The sequence below is a fragment of the Pseudomonas sp. HMSC067G02 genome (assembly GCF_001813485.1).
Lineage (GTDB): Bacteria > Pseudomonadota > Gammaproteobacteria > Pseudomonadales > Pseudomonadaceae > Pseudomonas > Pseudomonas aeruginosa.
Genome location: NZ_KV812628.1, coordinates 65,828 through 82,803, shown reverse-complemented (window position 1 = coordinate 82,803; position 16,976 = coordinate 65,828). Strand labels below are relative to the sequence as shown.

The window sequence follows — 16,976 nt, the reverse complement described above, 5'->3', positions numbered from 1 at the left end:
TGGCAGACTGCTGCGCGCATCCCTGTACCGCGGAGCCTGAATCCATGTCCTTTCGCTGTTCCCCGTGCCGCCTGGCCGGCATCCTGCTGGCGGCGCTGTTCGTTCCGGGGCTGGCCGCGGCGGCCGGCTCCTGCGAGCGCCTGGTGGCCACCGGCAACCCGGAGTACCCACCCTACCTGTGGCGCGACCCGCAGGATCCGAAGCGCCTGATCGGAGCCAATGCCGACCTGTTGCAGCGCCTGGGCAAGGAACTTGGCGTGCGCATCGACGTGCTCTACAGCGGCTCCTGGGAGAAGGCCCAGGAAGAGGTGACCAGCGGTCGCGCCGACCTGCTCGCCGGAGCCTACCTGACCCTGGCACGGCTCGGCAGCATGGACTACGTGCATCCGCCGTTCCTGATGACCAGCGGGGTGGTCTGGGTGAACAAGGACGCCGCGTTCCCGTTCATCGGCCGCGACGACCTGATCGGGCACAAGGGCAGCGTGCTGGCCGGCAGCAGCCTGGGCGAGGAGTTCGACCGTTTCGCCAAGGCCAGCCTCGACCTGAAGCCGGTGCCGAGCCTGACCCAGGGCTTGCAGGACCTGATGCTCAAACGCAGCGAGTTCCTCCTCTACCAGGCGCTGCCCGGGCAGGCCCAGGTCGAGGCGCTGGGCATGGCCGACGACCTGGAGGCGCTGGAACCGGTGCTGAGCAGCGAGGGGCTGTACCTGACGCTGTCGCACAACTCCGCCTGCAACGATCCGTGGCTGCGCGGACAACTGGCGAAAAAGATGACAGAATTGTCGGCTGCCGGCGTTCCCGTAACGCTCTTGCAGGACAATCTCGAACGCTGGAAAGCCCAGCAATTGCCGGCTTCCGGCGCCAGTTCGACTACGCAGGAAAGTGACTTGTGAGCATTCGATGGATGATGGCCGCAGGCCTCGCCGCGCTGACCCTGAGCGGTTGTGCGAGCAACGACCCGGCTCCGCTGGAGCAGATGCGCCTGACCGAACAGGCGCTGGAGCAGGCCAAGGCGGTGGGTGCCACCGACGACGTGGCCGAGCTGAAACTGGCCCAGGACAAGTACGCCGCAGCGCAGATCGCGATGACCGCGGAGTCCTACAAGAAGGCGCGCCTGTTGGCCGAGCAGGCCGAGCTGGACGCACGCCTCGCCGAGTCCAAGGTGCTGACGCAGAAGAGCAAGGACCAGCTCGGCGAGCTGGACAAGAGCCTGAAACGTCTGCGCAAGCAACTGGGGGAGACCGACTGATGCCGGGCAAAGCGACTCTCTTCGCCACCCTGCTGGCCTGCGCCGCGCTGGCTGGCTGCGCCGACCACAAGCTCAGCGAACAGTCGCTGGCCAAGGCGCAGAGCGAGTTCGATCAGGTCAAGGAAGATTCCGACGTGCTCCGCGCGGCGCCCAAGGATGTGATCCGCGCCGGCGAATCGCTGGCCCGCGCCGAACGCCTGTCCAGCTACTGGGGCAGCAGCAGCGACGTGATCCAGTATGCCTACCTGAGCCAGCGCTACAGCGAGATCGCTCGCCAGCACGCCTTGCTCAACCTCAACCAGGAGCGCCTGACCCGCCTGCAACTGGAGCGCGAGCGCCTGCAACTGGCCCTGCGCGAAGCCAAGCTGCTCAGCGTGCAGGAGCAGGGCCAGCGCCTGAGCGAGGAGATCGCCAGTCTCAGCACCGAGGAAACCGAGCGTGGCCTGGTGCTCACCCTTGGCGACGTGCTGTTCGACTTCAACCGCGCCGAACTCAAGCCGGCGGCCAACCGCACCGCGCTGAAGCTGGTGCAGTTCCTCCAGCTCAATCCGCGGCGGGTGATCCGCATCGAAGGCTATACCGACAGCGTCGGCGACAGGCAGGCCAACCTCGACCTGTCGCGCGAGCGCGCCCAGGCGGTGGCCGACGTGCTCGCCGATCTCGGCGTGGATCCCGCGCGCATGCAGGTGGTCGGCTACGGCGAAGCCTTCCCGGTCACCGACAACGCCTCCAACCGGGGACGGGCGCAGAACCGCCGGGTGGAGATCGTCTTCTCCAACGACAAGGGCCAGCTCAGCGCGCCGCGCTGAGAACCGCGCCGCCGCAGGAAGCCCCGGTACCCCAAAGGGTCCGGGGCTTTTTTCGTCTGGCGAACCGGGTGGCGCTGGATTTCTCTGTCAGAACTTGCGCAAGAGCGGGCTATCATCGGGATCGAACTAGTTCGAGCGGCAATCCGTGCAGCATAAGCACCTTGTATTTCGTTATAACGAGTAGAGAGGCGCCATGAGTTCGAACGAAACCCTGCCGGGGTTGGTGATCGCCGATTCCTTCCCGGTCATGCAGTGGGCGCTGCAGCGCTACCTCAGCGAGGAGTGCGGACGCCAGGTGCTGGCGGTGGTCGGCGATAGCGACAGCCTGGTGGAGCGCCTGGCCGACCTGCCGCCGGAAAGCATCCTGATCACCGAGCTGGGCTTGCCTGGCCAGCGCAGCCGCGACGGTATCCACCTGGTGGAATGGCTGACCCGGCACTGCCCGCAAATGAAGGTGATGGTCTACTCGGTGTTCAGCGCGCCGTTGCTGGCCAAGGCGGTCCTGCGCAGCGGCGCCTCGGCCTACATCAGCAAGCGCAGCCCGCTGGAGACGCTGAAGGCGGCGCTGGAGTGCATGGCGCTCGGACAGACCTTCCTCGACCCCGGCCTGCACCCGCAGCGGCATACCGGCAAGCCGCTGAGCCCCACCGAGGTGGACATCCTCCGGCGCCTGGCGCGTGGCGACACGGTCAGCGAGATCGCCCAGCGGACCATGCGCAGCGTGTCGACCATCAGCACCCACAAGAAGAACGCGATGGTCAAGATAGGCCTCAACAGCGACGCCGAACTGATCGCCCTGGGCGTGATGAACTGGCTACACGAACTCGCCTGACCGGGTTCGAAACATCTCGACCGCCAGTTGCGGAACAATCCTCGCCAGCCCCCGGGAGCCATCCCGCCGCAGCCGAGGAATCCGCATGATCCGCCAGCCCCGCTTTGCCCGTTTCGTCCTGCCGTTGTTGCTGAGCCTGTGCCAGCCGTCCTTCGCCGCCGAACTCCGCGCGGTTGCCGAAGCACGCCGCCAGGAACTCCTGCTGGAGGACTCGCCGGTGGCGTGCGGCGAGGTGGGCTGCACGGCGCGGGAAAGCCTCAGCCTGGTGGCATTGCAGGTGCAGGCCCGGGTTCTGGTCACCCGCCTCGGCCGCGATGACTTTTCCCCGGCCGCCCGCCAGCCCGCCGCCGTCCCGGACTACCGCCTGTTCGGCGATCTCGGCCTGGCACCAAGCCCCTTCGCCTGGCAAGCGTCGACCGGCGAGAGCGCGGCGGCGGACGCGTTGCGTTTCTGACTTTCCCTATGGCCGCTCCCCAGGCGGCTCTTGGCGGACTATTTCCCGCCCGTACCCGGCCGGTGGCGACCGACCGGGTTTTCTTTTTCTCGCGAACGCGCCGTCTCTGCGACCGACCCGTACAGTTTTGCGACTGTATGCCTGGTTGTCGGCCGAACTGTTCTGGAGCAGTTTCACGAATTGAGCTACTGTTTCGGTTCAATCGCCGAGGAAAACCCGCCATGACCAATCTGCTGCTTTACCAACGCATCGCCCAGCAGTTGGCCGAGGACATTCGCCGTGGCGTCTACCAGCCGGGCGAGCGGGTACCGTCGGTGCGCAAGCTCAGCACCCAGTTGAACGTCAGCCACGCCACCGTGCTGCAGGCCTACGCCACCCTCGAGGACCAGGGACTGATCCGCGCCCGTCCGCAATCCGGCTTCTACGTCCACCGCACCCCGGCACTGACCGCGCCGACCCCGGATATCGCGCGGGTCGAGCGTCCCGGCCTGGTCACCCGCAGCAGCATCATCAACCAGGTGCTCGCCGAGTCCCGCCGCGAAGGGGTATTCCCGCTCGGCGCGGCGGTGCCGCATGTGGACTACCTGCCGGTGCGCGCCTTGCACCAGCAACTGGCCAAGGTCACCCGCTTCCAGAGCCCACGGGCGTTCAGCTACATGTTCAGCCCCGGTTTCGAGCCGCTGCGGCGGCAGGTGGCGATCCGCATGCGCGACGCCGGCGTGGTGGTCGACCCGTCGCAGGTGACCATCACCCACGGCTGCGTGGATGCGATCCACATGGCCCTGCGGGTGCTGACCCGTCCCGGCGACCTGATCGCCACCGAGTCGCCGAGCTACTACGGCCTGCTGCAACTGGCTGACGTGCTGGGCCTGAAGGTGATCGAGATCCCCAGCGACCCGCGCACCGGGATCAGCCTGGAAGCGCTGCAACTGGCGGCCAACCAGTGGTCGATCAAGGCCTTGGTGCTGACCGCGCGGCTGAGCAATCCCTTCGGCGGGACGATTCCCGAGGATCGCCAGAAGCAACTGCTGAAACTGACCGCCGAACACAACATCGGGGTGGTCGAGGACGACATCTACGGCGAACTGATGTTCGACCAGGGCCAGGCGCGCTCGCTCAAGTCCCACGACCGCGACGGCCGGGTGATCTACTGCTCGAGTTTCTCCAAGACCATCTCGCCCGGCGTACGCATCGGCTGGATCATCGCCGAGCGCTACCAGGAGGAGATCCGTCGCCTGCAGACCTTCACCACCCATTCGGCCTGCACCGTGACCCAGATGGGCGTCGCCGCCTACCTGGAGAACGGCGGCTACGACCGCCACCTGCGCTACATCCGCCAGGAGTACCGGAAGAACATGACCGCCTACCAGTTGGCGGTGCAGCAGTACTTCCCGGAGGGGACGCAGATGACCCGGCCCAAGGGCGGCTTCATCCTCTGGGTCAGCCTGCCGGCCAAGGTCAACACCAAGGAACTCCACGTGCGGGCCCTGGAGCAGGGCATCAGCATCGCCCCGGGGCTGATCTTCAGCAACACCGAGCAGTTCAACAACTGCCTGCGGCTGACCTGCGGGATTCCCTGGAACCGCGAGGCGGAGCGGGCGATCATGACCCTCGGCATGCTTGCCGGGCAGCTTTGCCAGGAAGGCCTTATCGCCGCCTGAGCGCGAGGCGCTCCCCTGGCTGAGGGGCACCCCGCGACAGTCCGCGAAGAATTTTCCCGGGGATTAACCCGAATCCACCGACAGCTTCGTCTCAGCGGGTATCTCTCCGCTGCACGACGAGGTCGTCTCGATGTTTTTCCCGGCTTCCATCCGGACCGGCACTTTCGCCGAACTGTCCGACGCTGGAAAATGTCTACCGATAGCCGCTCCGGCCGCGCTTCTGGCGACGGCCCGGGCGTTTCGTGGCGACGCCGATGCGTGCCGCGAAGGATGTGGCCGATGAGCCTGCTCTCGGTCGCCTTTGACACAGGACAGGAGTCGACCAGCGGCATGCATGCCTCCACCAGCGCCACGACGGCCGCCGGCAGCGACGAAACGCTGCTGGCGCGTTACCGCAAGGGCGATAGCGCGGCCTTCGAGGTGCTCTACCAGCGCCATCGGCAAGGTCTCTACCGTTTTCTCTGCGGCCTGGCCGGACAGACCGAACTGGCCGACGAGATCTACCAGGAAACCTGGCTCAGCCTGATCCGCAGCGAGAGCCAGCCGCAGGGCCGGGCGAGCTTCCGCACCTGGCTCTACCAGATCGCCCGCAACCGCTTGATCGATCATTGGCGCAAGCATGGCCAGCGCCAGCCGTTGCAGGACAGCTACGACGAACAGTTGCACGCGCAACCCGACCAGGGCGCCGGCCCCGAGCAGCAGCTCAGCCTGAGCCGCGACGGCGAGCGCTTGCAGAGCGCGCTGGAGACCCTGCCCGAGGAACAGCGCGAGGTATTCCTGATGCGCGCCCACGGTGAACTGGAACTGGCCGAGATCGCCACGCTCACCCAGTCGCCGCTGGAGACGGTGAAGAGCCGTTTCCGCTACGCGGTGCAGAAGCTGCGCCGGCTGCTGGCCGAGGAGGTGGCGGTATGAACCCACAGAAGCATTCCGCGAGCGTCGCCGAAGAGCAGATGCTGGCGCATTTCCGCGCCCACGCGCCGCAGCAACCGGCGCCGGCGCTGGACCAGGCGATCCTCGCCGCCGCGCGACGCCAGGCGGCGCATGTCGAACCCGCCCGGTCCTGGTGGCGGCGCTGGCTGGAAGCCTCCCGCAGGCCGCGTTGGCAGGCGGCCTTCGCCAGCCTGCTGGGCGTGGCGCTGGTGCTGGGGCTGGTCAGCCACAACGTGCTGGACGACGCCGAGCGTCAGGCCCGCCCCGAAGTGGCGTTCAGCGATGTGCCCCTGCGCGACGGAGTCGCCGGGGCCGCTGCGGCGAAGCGGGCCATGCGCGCGCCGGCGGCGCCGGCTCCGCTGTCCGGCGAGATGTCGGAGCCCCCGGCCTTGCTGGCCAGCTACGCATCGTCCGGGGAGGCGCCGCAACTGATGGCCGAGGCCGCGCCGCCGGCTCCGGCTGCCCTGGCCGACCGACCGCCGGCCCAGGCCGCGCAGCAGGCGAAGGTCCAGGCGGAGCTGGCTGGCGACTTCGTCGCCCAGGCCAGGGGCAAGGCGGTTGCGGTGAAGCCGGAGGTGCTCGACGAGGCGCTCGGGGCGGTCCTTGCCCTACGTGAGCAGGGCAAGACGGAGCAGGCCGCGACCCAGTTGGCCGAGCTGCAGAAACGTTTCCCCGGAGAGAACCTGGTGGAACGACTGGAACGCCTCGCGACGATAGCCGCGAGCGCCAAGAAACGGCCGTGACGACCATGGCCCGCGACGCCATGATGGCGTCGCGGGCTGACATCAAGCGGTTATCCGTGCATGACAGGTTAGACATGGGGCGAACAACCGAGAGAGTGCCAGGATGACGATAGTGACCCCTTGCCTTGGTTGCAGTCTGCCGTCAGCATTGCCGCAATTGGCCATACCTGCGTGACTATGAAACGTCTTTGCCGAATTTGCGTCGTTGTTCTTTTCGGTTGCTTCCTGGCGGCCTGCGATGACGGCTCCAAGGCACCGGAAAAGAAAGCCCCGGAAGCACCGCCGCAGGAGCAGCGCGCCCCTGCCAAGCCAGTGAAGCCTGCACGAGCGGAGCCAGCGCCTGCCGTGCCTGCCGCGCCGAAAACAGCTTCGAAGAAGGTCGCGCCAGCCGCGGAGCAGGTTGCCGAACCCAAGCCGCCGGCCAAGCCGAAGCCTGCGGCTGCGCCGCCGAAGCCGGCCAGCAGGCCGGTCGCCAAGGACAAGCCGGCGCCGGCGAAGCGCGCTTCCACCGCTCGTCTCGACCCCGAGGTGCGCAAGCCGCTGCCGAGCGCCAAGCTGGACCTGCGCCTGCCGAAGGAACTGGTGCAGAAGATGGCGCCGCCCGGCACGGAAGAGACCCATAAGCCCAAGCCGCTGTTGCCGCCGATGTTCGAGGAAAAGGACGACAGCGACTTCCGCCTCAACGGCCAGTTGCTCTATCGCGACCGCGAACTGGGCGTGTCGCGGCCCCTGGAAGGGGCCGAGTTGCAGTTCGAGTTCCGCCAGTAGGCCGCCCCGGCGCTCAGAAGCGGTAGCGCTGCTCCTGCAACGCCTGGTACAGCTCCGCGTCCAGCGGCTGGTAGCCGGCGCTGCCGGGCAACCTGACGAAGAGTTTGTCGCTCACCCGCGCGGGATCGTAGGCGTCGCGCTTGAGGTCGGTCTTCTTGTACTTGAAGGTGCCGGTGGTCTCGACTTCGCGCAGCAGGCGCAGGAACACCGGCGTGGCATAGGCCGGCAACTCGCGGTCGAGGTGCGCGGCGAGGGCCTCGCGGTCCAGTTCGACGCCATCGGCCAGGCGCAGCGCGGCCATCCCGCAGCGGCCGTTGGTGCCGGGAATCTCCACGCCGTAGACCACCGCATCCTCGACCCCGTCGAAGGCGCCGAGGGCGTTTTCCACCTCGGTGGTGGAAACGTTCTCGCCCTTCCAGCGGAAGGTGTCGCCGAGACGGTCGACGAACTGGGTGTGCTTGAAACCGATGTCGCGCATCAGGTCGCCGGTGTTGAACCAGGCGTCGCCCTTCTTGAACACGTCGCGGAGGATCACCGCTTCGCTCTTGGCCGGATCGGTGTAGCCGTCGAACGGCCACTTCGCGCTGATCTCGCTGATCAGCAGGCCGACCTCGCCCTTGCCGACCTTCTCCATGAAGCCCTTGGCGTCGCGCACCGGGCGGTCGTTCTCCAGGTCGTAGCGGACGATGGCGTAGGTGGCTGGGGAGAAGCCCACCGTATTGTCGAAATTGAATACGTTGGTGAAGCCGATGTTGCCTTCGCTGGAAGCGTAGAACTCGGTGATCCGCTGGATCTCGAAGCGTTGCTTGAACTCGGCCCAGATCGACGGGCGCAGGCCGTTGCCGATCATGCAGGTCAGGCTATTGCCGCGTTCCTCGGCGCACGGCGGCTGGTTCAGCAGGTAGCGGCAGAGTTCGCCGATGTAGCCGAAGCAGGTCGCCCGGTAGTGCTGCACGTCCTTCCAGAAACCGCTGGCGGAGAACTTGCGGCGCAGGGCCATGGCCGCGCCGCCGGCGAGCGCCGCGCTCCAGCAGACGGTCACGGCGTTGTTGTGGTAGCAGGGCAGGGTCAGGTAGAGCACGTCGTCGCGGCCCAGGCCCAGGCCGGAATGGCCGAAGCCGCCGTAGGCCTTGATCCACTTGCCGTGGCTCATGATCGAGGCTTTCGGCAGGCCGGTGGTGCCGGAGGTGTAGATGTAGAAGCAGGAGTCCTTGAGCCGCACCCTGCCGGTGTCCTCGAGGTTCTCCGAGGTCTGTCCCTGGGCCAGGCGCATCAGGTTGCGCCAGCCCATCGGCGGCGAGCCGGGATCGCCGAGGGTGTCGCCGTCGTCGACCCAGTAGCAATGGCCGGCGTTGCCGAGCACCTCCTGGCGGACTTCCTCGAACACCTCGCGCAACTCTTCGCCGACCACGAAGTGGCCGGGCTTCACCAGGTTCAGGCTGTGCACCAGGACCTTGCCGCGCTGGGTGGTGTTGACCAGTGCGCCGATGGCGCCGAGCTTGGCCAGGGCGGCGAGGATCGCCAGCAGCTCGACGCGGTTCTCCAGCATCACCGCGACCACGCTGCCGTGGCCTACGCCCTCGGCCTTGAAGGCGCGCGCCAGGCGATTGGCCCAGCCGTTGAACAGGGCGTAGCTGATCCGCCGCTGGCCGTCGAGCACCGCCGGGTTGTCCGGGTACAGGCGTGCCGCGCGCTCCAGCGCCCAGCCCAGGGACAGGCTCTTCTCGCGGTTACGGATCGCGGTGTAGTACAGGCCGCGCAGCATGCGCGGCACGCGGCCGAAGGTGGCAGGCAGGCGGGCAACGAAACGGTTGAAAGTGATCAGGTCGGCGTGGGTCATGGCTCTCGCGCTTTGTCGTTGTTGTGCGGGGCGTAGGACGCTCCCGCGACTCTAGACCGCAGCCGCCGCCTCGGCTATGACCGTTGCGCGGTCGCCCCGGGGCACTTCGGCAAATAGCCCGGAAGCCCGCCGCAGAGCGCCGCGCGCCTTTCGTCGGAGACCTCAGTCGAGGAACAGGTCGGGCACCAGCGCGCCACCCTCCGGGTCGTAGCGGTACTGCTCGAAATCGCTCTGGCCGCGCTCGCGCAGCAATTCCTCGTCGACCAGCAGGCGCCCGCTGAGGCTGCGCCCCTCGCTGGTGAGAATGGCGTGCGCGGCGTCGGCCATGATCGCCGGGGTGCGCGCGCGGCGGAAGGCGTCACGGCTGCCCAGCTCGAACTCGATGGCGGCGGTGGCGATCATGGTCTTCGGCCACAGCGCGTTGACGCTGATGGCGTATTTCCCGAACTCCTCGTGCATCCCCAGGGTAAGCATGCTCATGCCGTACTTGGTGACCGTGTAGGGGCCGTGCTGGGCGAACCACCTGCCGGCCAGGTTGATCGGCGGCGACAGGCTGAGGATGTGGCCGTTGGCGCTCCTGCGCAGGTAGGGCAGGGCGGCCTGGCTGCAGACCAGCACCGCGCGGGTGTTGATCTGGTACATCAGGTCGAAGCGCTTGGGCTCCAGCTTTTCCACCCCGACCAGGCGGATCGCCCCGGCGTTGTTGACCAGTGCGTCGATCCCGCCGAAGCGTTCGGCGGCGCGGGCCATGGCCGCCGCCACGGCCTGCTCGTCGCGCACGTCGAGTTGCAGCGGCAGGGCCTGGCCGCCGGCGGCCTCGACCTCGGCGGCGACGCTGAAGATGGTGCCTTCCAGCTTCGGATGCGGCTCGGCGCTCTTCGCCGCGATCACCAGGTTGGCGCCATCGCGCGCGGCGCGCAGGGCTATCTCCCGGCCGATGCCGCGGCTGGCGCCGGTGATGAACAGGGTCTTGCCGTGCAGTGACATGGGCGTCTCCGTTTTCTTGTCGTTGTCGTTGTCGTTGTCGTTGCGGATGAGCGGCGGGTTGTCTCAGGCGTCGGCTTCCACCTCGACCAGCACCTGCCGGTTGCGTACCTGCTCGCCACGGCCGACCTGGACGCGGCGGACCACGCCGTCGACTCCGGCCTTCAGCGGGTGTTCCATCTTCATTGCCTCCAGCACCAGCAGCAGTTGGCCCTTGCCGACCCGTTCGCCCTCGCCGACCAGCACCTCGACGATGGCGCCGTCCATCGGCGCCTTGAGCGTGCCGGAACTGGCGCCGACCTGGGCGCTGGCGCCGGCGTGGGTGACGTCGAGCAGTTCGAGGTTGCCGCCGTGGCCGTATAGCCAGAGGCGCCCGCCGTCCAGGTGGTAGGCGTGGCGACGGCGAATGCCGTCGAGTTCGGCGCTGGCCCAGCGTCCGTCGCAGTCGAGCAGGCGCACGGCGATCTCGCGTCGCTCCAGGCGCGCCAGCAGTCGCGGCCGACGACCGCTTTCGAGGACCTCCAGGCCGATCTCCAGGCGCTGTTCGGCGTGCTTCAGGACGATCTTCCACGGTGCCCCGGCGGCGCTGCGCCAGCCGGCCAGGCCGGGCTGGTGCGCACTGGCCTCGGCGCCGGCCTGGTAGAGCAGGGCGGCGGCCAGGGCCAGTTCCTCGGCGCCCGGCTGGCGCGGTTGCAGGCTGGGGTCTTCGGCGAAGCGTTCACCGATGAAGGCGGTGGTCGCCTCGCTGGCGGCGAAGTCCGGATGCGCCAGGAGGTTGGCGAGGAACCGCTGGTTGCCGTCGACCCCCAGCAGCACGCAGCGCTCCAGCGCGCGGATCAGCTTGCGCCGGGCTTCGTCGCGGGTCGCCCCGTAGGCGATCAGCTTGGCCAGCATCGGGTCGTAGAAGGGCGTCACCGCCTGCCCCTCGACCAGGCCATGGTCGATGCGTACGCCGGGCAGCAGTTCCGGGTCCCAGCGCAGCACCGTGCCGGTCTGCGGCAGGAAGCCGCGACCGGCGTCCTCGGCGTAGAGGCGGACCTCGATGGCATGCCCGCGCAGTTCCACCTGCTCCTGCCGCAGCGGCAGCGGATGGCCCTCGGCGATGCGGATCTGCCAGGCCACCAGGTCCTGGCCGGTGACCAGTTCGGTGACCGGGTGTTCGACCTGCAGGCGGGTATTCATCTCCAGGAAGTAGAAGCGACCATCCTCGCCGAGAAGAAACTCGACGGTGCCGGCGCCCACGTAGTTGACCGAGGCCGCGGCCTTCACCGCCGCCTCGCCCATGGCGCGACGCAGGTCGGCATCGAGCACCGGGCAGGGGGCTTCCTCGATGACCTTCTGGTGGCGGCGCTGCACCGAGCAGTCGCGTTCGCCGAGGTAGAGCAGGTTGCCGTGGCGGTCGCCGAACACCTGGATCTCCACGTGGCGCGGGCGCGGCACGGCCCTCTCCAGGATCAGCTCGGCGCTGCCGAAGGCGCCCAGCGCTTCCGAGCGCGCGGTGCGCAACTGTTCCAGCAGTTGGCCGGGTTCCTCCACCAGGCGCATGCCGCGGCCGCCGCCGCCGGCGCTGGCCTTGATCATCAGCGGGTAGCCGATGCGTTCGGCCTCGCGCCGCAGGGTCGCGTCGTCCTGTTCGGCGCCTTCGTAGCCGGGGATGCACGGCACCCCGGCGGCGAGCATGGCGATCTTCGACAGGCGCTTGCTGCCCATCAGGTGGATGGCTTCCGCATCCGGGCCGATGAAGACGATCCCGGCGGCTTCGCAGGCACGGGCGAATTCGGCGTTCTCGGAGAGGAAGCCGTAGCCGGGGTGGATCGCCTCGGCGCCGCTGCGACGGGCGGCGTCGAGGATCGCCTCGAGGTTCAGGTAGGACTGCGCCACCGCTGCCGGGCCGATGCACACGGCCTCGTCGGCCAGTTGCACATGGCGGGCGTCGGCGTCCGCCTCGCTGTACACGGCGACGCTGCGGTAGCCCAGTTCATGGGCGGTGCGCAGCACCCGGCAGGCGATTTCACCGCGGTTGGCGACGAGGATCTTGTTGAAGCTGGGCATGTCGTTCGGCTCCTGGAGGCTGTTGCCCTGTTTCGCGGTCGTGGCTCACTGGGCCCAGACCGGCTTGCGTTTCTGTACGAAGGCCAGGGTGCCTTCGCTGCCTTCGGCGCCGCCCACCGCTTCGGCGAACTGGCGCGCCGCATCGTCCAGCAGGGCGCCGAGTTCGCCGCTTTCGCTGGCCAGCAGCAGGGCCTTGGTGGCGGCGTTGGCGTTCGGCGCGCAGCGGCGCAGTTGCTCGAGGGTTTCCTCCAGGCGCTGTTCGAGGGCATCGGCGTCGGCCTCGCAGAAATGCACCAGGCCCAGGCGCAGTGCCTCGCGGCCGTCGAAGCGGGCGGCGGTGAGGGCCAGGCGGCGGGCCTGGGTCAGGCCGATGCGGCGGACCACGAAAGGCGCGATCTGCGCCGGGAGAATGCCGAGGCTGGTTTCCGGCAGGCCGAACTGCGCATCGGCGGCGGCGATCGCTACGTCCGACACGCAGGCCAGGCCGAAACCGCCGCCGAGCACCGCACCTTCCACCAGCGCCACCAGCAGTTGCGGGGCGGCCTGGGCTTCCTCCAGCAGGCTGCCGAAGGCGCGGTTCAGCGTGCGGTAGGCTTCAGCCCCGGCGGCGCGGGCACCGGCCATATCCTTGATGTCGCCGCCGGCGCAGAAGTGCCCGCCGGCGCCGCGCAGCACCAGCGCCCGCACGCTACGGTCGTCGCGCACGGCGGCGAGCACCGCGCGCAGTTCGCCGACCATCGCCAGGCTCATGGCGTTGCGGCTTTGCGGGCGGTTCAGGGTGATCCGCAGGACGCCCTCGACGGGTTCCAGCAGCAGGGTCTCGCAATGCGGCAGGCTCATGCCGGTTTCCTCCTGGAACGTCAGCCTTTCTTCTTGCCCGGCAGGATGCCCATCAGCTTGCAGATGATGCCGAGCATGATCTCGTCGGCACCGCCGCCGATGGATACCAGGCGGGTGTCGCGGTAGGCGCGGGAGACCGGGTTGTCCCACATGAAGCCCATGCCGCCCCAGTACTGCAGGCAGGCGTCGCTGACCTCGCGGCCGAGGCGGCCGGCCTTGAGCTTGGCCATGGAAGCCAGGCGCGTCACGTCCCTGCCTTTCACGTACAGCTCGGTGGCCTGGTAGACCAGGGCGCGCAGCGCCTCGACCTCGGTCATCATCTCGGCCATGCGGAAGTGGATGACCTGGTTGTCGATCAGCGGCTGGCCGAAGGTCCTGCGCTCCTTGCAATACTCGATGGTGACGTCGATGCAGTGCTCCAGGCCCTTGATCATGTTGGCCGCGCCGAACAGCCGTTCTTCCTGGAACTGCAGCATCTGCATCATGAAGCCGGCGCCTTCCGCGCCGATGCGGTTGCGCTGCGGTACGCGGACGTTATCGAAGAACACCTGGGCGGTCTCCGAACTGCGCATGCCGAGCTTGTCCAGGTGCGGACTGAGGGTAATGCCCGGGGTCTTCATCGGGACCACGATCAACGACTTGTTGACGTGCGGCTTGTCGTCGGAGGTATTGGCGAGCAGGCACATGAAGTCGGCCGACGGCGAGTTGGTGATCCACATCTTGCTGCCGTTGATCACATAGTCGTCGCCGTCCTTGCGCGCGGTGGTCTTCAGGCCGGCGACGTCGGAGCCGGCGCCGACCTCGGAGACGCCGATGCAGCCGACCATCTCGCCGGCGATGGCCGGGCGGAGGAACTCCTCGCGCAACTCGTCGGAACCGAAGCGGGCCAGGGCCGGGGTGCACATGTCGGTCTGCACGCCGATGGCCATCGGGATGCCGCCGCAGGTGATGCTGCCGAATTCCTCGGCGGCGACGATCGAGTAGCTGTAGTCCAGGCCCATGCCGCCGAACTTCTCCGGTTTGGAGATGCCCAGCAGGCCGAGTTCGCCGGCCTTGCGGAAGATCTCGTGGATCGGGAAGCGGCCGTCCTTTTCCCACTGGTCGACGTTGGGGTTGATTTCCCGCTCGACGAAGCTGCGAACGGTGCGGCGGAGTTCTTCGTGTTCCTGGGTGAAGATCATGGGTTGTCTTTCCTCCTGGGCATCATTGTTTTCCGGCAGGATCCGCTTGCTCTCTCCCAACCCTCTTCCTTCAGGGAGAGCGGGGAGAGGGGCTGTCGCCGGCTCGCCTGTTGCAGTCAGAACCTCGCGACCCCGAAGCTGTTGCCCTTCAGCGGCCGCGCCTCGGCTTCCGCGCAGATATCCAGCAGGTAGCCGAGCAGCCTGCGGCTGTCGCGCGGGTCGACCAGGCCGTCGTCCCACAAGCTGGCGGTGCCGTAAAGCGCGGTGGACTGGCTGTCGAGCTTCTGCGCGGTGACGGTTTCCAGCATCTCGAGCATCTTCGGGTCGGCTTCCTTGCCTTCCTTGGCGTGTTTCTCCTCGGTGACGATGCGCAGCACCTTGCCGGCCTGGGCGCCGCCCATCACCGCGGTGCGACTGTTCGGCCAGGCGAAGATGAAGCGCGGGTCGAGGCCGCGTCCGCACATCGCGTAGTTGCCGGCGCCGTAGGAGCCGCCGACCACCAGGGTCAGCTTGGGCACGCGGGCGTTGGCCACCGCCTGGATCATCTTCGAGCCGTGCTTGATCACGCCCTGGCGCTCCGACTCGGTGCCGACCATGAAGCCGGTGGTGTTGTGCAGGAACAGCAGCGGCGTGTTGCTCTGTTCGCAGAGCTGGATGAACTGCGCCGCCTTGGCCGCGCCCTGCGGGGTGATCGGTCCGTTGTTGCCGATCAGGCCGCAGGCGTGGCCCTCGATGCGCAGGTGGCCGCAGACGGTCTGGCCGTCGAACTCGTTCTTGAAGTCGAGGAACTCGGAGCCGTCGGCGATGCGCGCGATGATCTCGCGGACGTCGTAGGGCTTCTTCGGGTCGGCCGGAACCACCCCGAGCAGCTCCTCCACCGGGTACAGCGGTTCGCGCCAGGAACGCGCCGGGCGCGCCGGCAGTTGAGCGTTCCACGGCAACATGCCGACGATCTCGCGGGCCAGGCGCACGCCGTCGGCGTCGTTTTCCGCCAGGTATTCCGCGGTGCCGGCGACCTGCGCGTGCAGTTCGGCTCCGCCGAGTTCCTCGTCGCTGGCGATCTCGCCGGTGGCGGCTTTGAGCAGCGGCGGCCCGGCGAGGAACATCTTGGCCTTGCCGCGCACCACCACCACGTAGTCCGACAGCCCCGGCTGGTAGGCACCGCCGGCGGTGCTGGAGCCATGCACCACGGTGACCTGGGGAATGCCCATGGCGGAGATCCGCGCCTGGTTGGCGAAGCCGCGCGCACCTTCGACGAAGATCTCCGCCGCATAGTTGAGGTTGGCGCCGCCGCTTTCGGTGAGGGTCACCACCGGCAGCTTGTTCTCCATGGCGATCTGCTGCAGGCGCAGGGTCTTCTTCAGCCCGGTCGGGGAGATGGTGCCGCCCTTGATCGCGCTGTTGCTGGCACTGACCAGGCAGCGCACCCCGGCGATGTAGCCGATCCCGGCGATGATCCCGCCGCCGGCCTGGGTGCCGTCCTTGTCGTCGTGCAGCTTGTAGCCGGCCAGCGAGGACAGTTCGAGGAACGGCGCGCCCGGGTCGAGCAGCAGCGCCAGGCGTTCGCGCGGCAGCAGTTGGCCGCGTTTCTCGAACTTCGGCCTGGCCTCGGCGGCCTTGTCCAGGACCTTCTGCTCCAATTCGCGGAAGCCGGCCACGGCGGCGAGCATGGCCTCGCGGTTACGGGCGAAGTCCTCGCCGTTGACGTCGAGTTCCGACTGGATCGCGGGCATGTCAGTCCTCCTGGTCCTTCAGTACGTCGGGCAGGTAGGCGCGGTGGAAGCCGTTGTACGCGCGGCTCTGTCCCGGCTTGCCCTTGAGCAGCGGGAAGGCGCGGCTGCCCTGGCTGGCGGCGCCGTCGATGCGGATCGTGTTGCCGCTGACGAAGGCGGCGCCGGGGGAGAGCAGGAAGACGATGGCGGCGGCGACTTCCGACTCGCTGCCGATGCGCTTGAGCGGCACGTGCTCGCGCAGGGTCGGGATCACCGCCTTGAACGCGCCTTCGTAGGTATCCATGCCGCTGGACGCGATCCAGCCCGGCGCCACCGCGTTGACCCGCACGCCGGCATGGCCCCACTCGACGGCGGCGGTCCTGGTGAAATTCTCCATGCCGGAGCGTGCGGCGCCGGAGTGACCCATGCCGGGCATGCCGCCCCACATGTCGGCGAGCATGTTGACGATGCTGCCGCCGGTCTTGCTCATCGACTGGTTGAACACTTCGCGGGCGACCAGGAAGCCGCCGACCAGGTTGGTGCGGAGCACGGTCTCGAAGCCCTTCTGGCTGATCGAAGCGAGGGGCGAGGGATACTGGCCGCCGGCGTTGTTGACCAGGTGATGGATGGTCCCGCGTTCGGCCAGGATATTCGCCACCAGCGTCTTCACCGCTTCCTCCTCGCGGATGTCGCAGGCGTGCCAGCTGGCGCTGCCGCCGTCTTCGACGATCTCGCCGGCGGTCTTCTCCAGCTTTTCCGCCTTGCGTCCGACCAGCACCACGTGGGCGCCGAGGGCCGCCAGCTCATGGGCGGTGCAGCGGCCGATGCCACTGCCGCCGCCGGTGACGATGATGGTCTGGCCGTCGAACAGGCCAGGTCGGAAGATCGAGTCGTAGCTCATTGTTCTGGTGACTCCGA

At 68.0% G+C, this 16,976-nt stretch carries 16 protein-coding genes; 9 read left to right on the top strand and 7 right to left on the bottom strand.

Annotated elements, in window-relative coordinates:
* The first annotated feature begins 44 nt into the window (after positions 1-44).
* The 9 genes from HMPREF2914_RS03510 to HMPREF2914_RS03470 all read left to right on the top strand — a co-directional run bounded on the left by HMPREF2914_RS03510 (position 45) and on the right by HMPREF2914_RS03470 (position 7,449).
* A complete protein-coding gene (locus HMPREF2914_RS03510) occupies positions 45-893 on the top strand; it encodes a substrate-binding periplasmic protein (RefSeq protein ID WP_003091009.1) in 849 nt (282 codons plus the stop codon).
* Complete coding sequence (locus tag HMPREF2914_RS03505) at positions 890-1,249, top strand: DUF4398 domain-containing protein (protein ID WP_003091008.1); 360 nt, start codon at positions 890-892, stop codon at positions 1,247-1,249. The genes HMPREF2914_RS03510 and HMPREF2914_RS03505 overlap by 4 nt, the downstream gene beginning before the upstream one ends.
* Positions 1,249-2,058, top strand: coding sequence for an OmpA family protein (locus tag HMPREF2914_RS03500; protein WP_003091007.1), 810 nt, complete (start codon positions 1,249-1,251; stop codon positions 2,056-2,058). Before HMPREF2914_RS03505 ends, HMPREF2914_RS03500 begins: the two co-directional genes overlap by 1 nt.
* Positions 2,059-2,251: 193 nt before the next feature.
* Positions 2,252-2,890 (top strand): LuxR C-terminal-related transcriptional regulator, encoded by a 639-nt coding sequence (locus tag HMPREF2914_RS03495; protein WP_003091005.1) that lies wholly within the window; start codon positions 2,252-2,254, stop codon positions 2,888-2,890.
* A gap of 85 nt (positions 2,891-2,975) precedes the next feature.
* Positions 2,976-3,344: a hypothetical protein gene (locus HMPREF2914_RS03490; protein ID WP_004350740.1), complete on the top strand. Its 369-nt coding sequence runs from the start codon at positions 2,976-2,978 to the stop codon at positions 3,342-3,344.
* 221 nt (positions 3,345-3,565) lie between these two features.
* A complete protein-coding gene (locus HMPREF2914_RS03485) occupies positions 3,566-5,005 on the top strand; it encodes an aminotransferase-like domain-containing protein (protein ID WP_003091003.1) in 1,440 nt (479 codons plus the stop codon).
* Between the two features lie 330 nt (positions 5,006-5,335).
* Positions 5,336-5,920 carry an ECF family RNA polymerase sigma factor SbrI gene (gene sbrI, locus HMPREF2914_RS03480; RefSeq protein ID WP_003119848.1) on the top strand — a complete coding sequence of 195 codons (585 nt, stop codon included), beginning with the start codon at positions 5,336-5,338 and terminating at the stop codon, positions 5,918-5,920.
* Positions 5,917-6,681: an anti-sigma factor SbrR gene (gene sbrR, locus HMPREF2914_RS03475; RefSeq protein WP_009877630.1), complete on the top strand. Its 765-nt coding sequence runs from the start codon at positions 5,917-5,919 to the stop codon at positions 6,679-6,681. Before sbrI ends, sbrR begins: the two co-directional genes overlap by 4 nt.
* A gap of 345 nt (positions 6,682-7,026) precedes the next feature.
* Entirely contained in the window at positions 7,027-7,449 is a 423-nt protein-coding gene (locus HMPREF2914_RS03470) for a hypothetical protein (protein ID WP_003091000.1), read from the top strand.
* Positions 7,450-7,462: 13 nt separating this feature from the next.
* Here HMPREF2914_RS03470 and HMPREF2914_RS03465 read toward each other — a convergent pair whose 3' ends face one another.
* From HMPREF2914_RS03465 to HMPREF2914_RS03435, 7 genes are all read right to left on the bottom strand, one after another.
* Positions 7,463-9,289: a long-chain-acyl-CoA synthetase gene (locus tag HMPREF2914_RS03465; RefSeq protein ID WP_003101743.1), complete on the bottom strand. Its 1,827-nt coding sequence runs from the start codon at positions 9,287-9,289 to the stop codon at positions 7,463-7,465.
* A gap of 162 nt (positions 9,290-9,451) precedes the next feature.
* Positions 9,452-10,276 (bottom strand): SDR family oxidoreductase, encoded by an 825-nt coding sequence (locus tag HMPREF2914_RS03460; protein ID WP_003101741.1) that lies wholly within the window; start codon positions 10,274-10,276, stop codon positions 9,452-9,454.
* A gap of 63 nt (positions 10,277-10,339) precedes the next feature.
* Positions 10,340-12,325, bottom strand: a complete 1,986-nt coding sequence (gene atuF / locus HMPREF2914_RS03455) for a geranyl-CoA carboxylase subunit apha (RefSeq protein WP_023091603.1) — start codon at positions 12,323-12,325, stop codon at positions 10,340-10,342.
* 45 nt (positions 12,326-12,370) lie between these two features.
* Positions 12,371-13,165, bottom strand: coding sequence for an isohexenylglutaconyl-CoA hydratase (gene atuE / locus HMPREF2914_RS03450; RefSeq protein ID WP_003119850.1), 795 nt, complete (start codon positions 13,163-13,165; stop codon positions 12,371-12,373).
* A 20-nt stretch (positions 13,166-13,185) separates the two neighbouring features.
* The gene (atuD, locus tag HMPREF2914_RS03445) at positions 13,186-14,346 is read right to left on the bottom strand and encodes a citronellyl-CoA dehydrogenase (RefSeq protein WP_003101733.1); all 1,161 of its coding nucleotides are present in this window, start codon (positions 14,344-14,346) and stop codon (positions 13,186-13,188) included.
* Between the two features lie 116 nt (positions 14,347-14,462).
* Positions 14,463-16,079: a geranyl-CoA carboxylase subunit beta gene (gene atuC, locus HMPREF2914_RS03440; protein ID WP_023091604.1), complete on the bottom strand. Its 1,617-nt coding sequence runs from the start codon at positions 16,077-16,079 to the stop codon at positions 14,463-14,465.
* A gap of 1 nt (position 16,080) precedes the next feature.
* Positions 16,081-16,959, bottom strand: coding sequence for an SDR family oxidoreductase (locus HMPREF2914_RS03435; RefSeq protein WP_003130778.1), 879 nt, complete (start codon positions 16,957-16,959; stop codon positions 16,081-16,083).
* Positions 16,960-16,976 lie beyond the last annotated feature (17 nt).

What these genes read in the sequence shown, in the direction of transcription:
- HMPREF2914_RS03510 (WP_003091009.1), top strand. Translation starts at nt 45, where the DNA reads ATGTCCTTTCGCTGTTCCCCGTGCCGCCTGGCCGGCATCCTGCTGGCG.
- HMPREF2914_RS03500 (WP_003091007.1), top strand. Translation starts at nt 1,249, where the DNA reads ATGCCGGGCAAAGCGACTCTCTTCGCCACCCTGCTGGCCTGCGCCGCG.
- HMPREF2914_RS03495 (WP_003091005.1), top strand. Translation starts at nt 2,252, where the DNA reads ATGAGTTCGAACGAAACCCTGCCGGGGTTGGTGATCGCCGATTCCTTC.
- HMPREF2914_RS03490 (WP_004350740.1), top strand. Translation starts at nt 2,976, where the DNA reads ATGATCCGCCAGCCCCGCTTTGCCCGTTTCGTCCTGCCGTTGTTGCTG.
- HMPREF2914_RS03485 (WP_003091003.1), top strand. Translation starts at nt 3,566, where the DNA reads ATGACCAATCTGCTGCTTTACCAACGCATCGCCCAGCAGTTGGCCGAG.
- sbrI (WP_003119848.1), top strand. Translation starts at nt 5,336, where the DNA reads ATGCATGCCTCCACCAGCGCCACGACGGCCGCCGGCAGCGACGAAACG.
- sbrR (WP_009877630.1), top strand. Translation starts at nt 5,917, where the DNA reads ATGAACCCACAGAAGCATTCCGCGAGCGTCGCCGAAGAGCAGATGCTG.
- HMPREF2914_RS03465 (WP_003101743.1), bottom strand. Translation starts at nt 9,289, where the DNA reads ATGACCCACGCCGACCTGATCACTTTCAACCGTTTCGTTGCCCGCCTG.
- HMPREF2914_RS03460 (WP_003101741.1), bottom strand. Translation starts at nt 10,276, where the DNA reads ATGTCACTGCACGGCAAGACCCTGTTCATCACCGGCGCCAGCCGCGGC.
- atuF (WP_023091603.1), bottom strand. Translation starts at nt 12,325, where the DNA reads ATGCCCAGCTTCAACAAGATCCTCGTCGCCAACCGCGGTGAAATCGCC.
- atuE (WP_003119850.1), bottom strand. Translation starts at nt 13,165, where the DNA reads ATGAGCCTGCCGCATTGCGAGACCCTGCTGCTGGAACCCGTCGAGGGC.
- atuD (WP_003101733.1), bottom strand. Translation starts at nt 14,346, where the DNA reads ATGATCTTCACCCAGGAACACGAAGAACTCCGCCGCACCGTTCGCAGC.
- atuC (WP_023091604.1), bottom strand. Translation starts at nt 16,079, where the DNA reads ATGCCCGCGATCCAGTCGGAACTCGACGTCAACGGCGAGGACTTCGCC.
- HMPREF2914_RS03435 (WP_003130778.1), bottom strand. Translation starts at nt 16,959, where the DNA reads ATGAGCTACGACTCGATCTTCCGACCTGGCCTGTTCGACGGCCAGACC.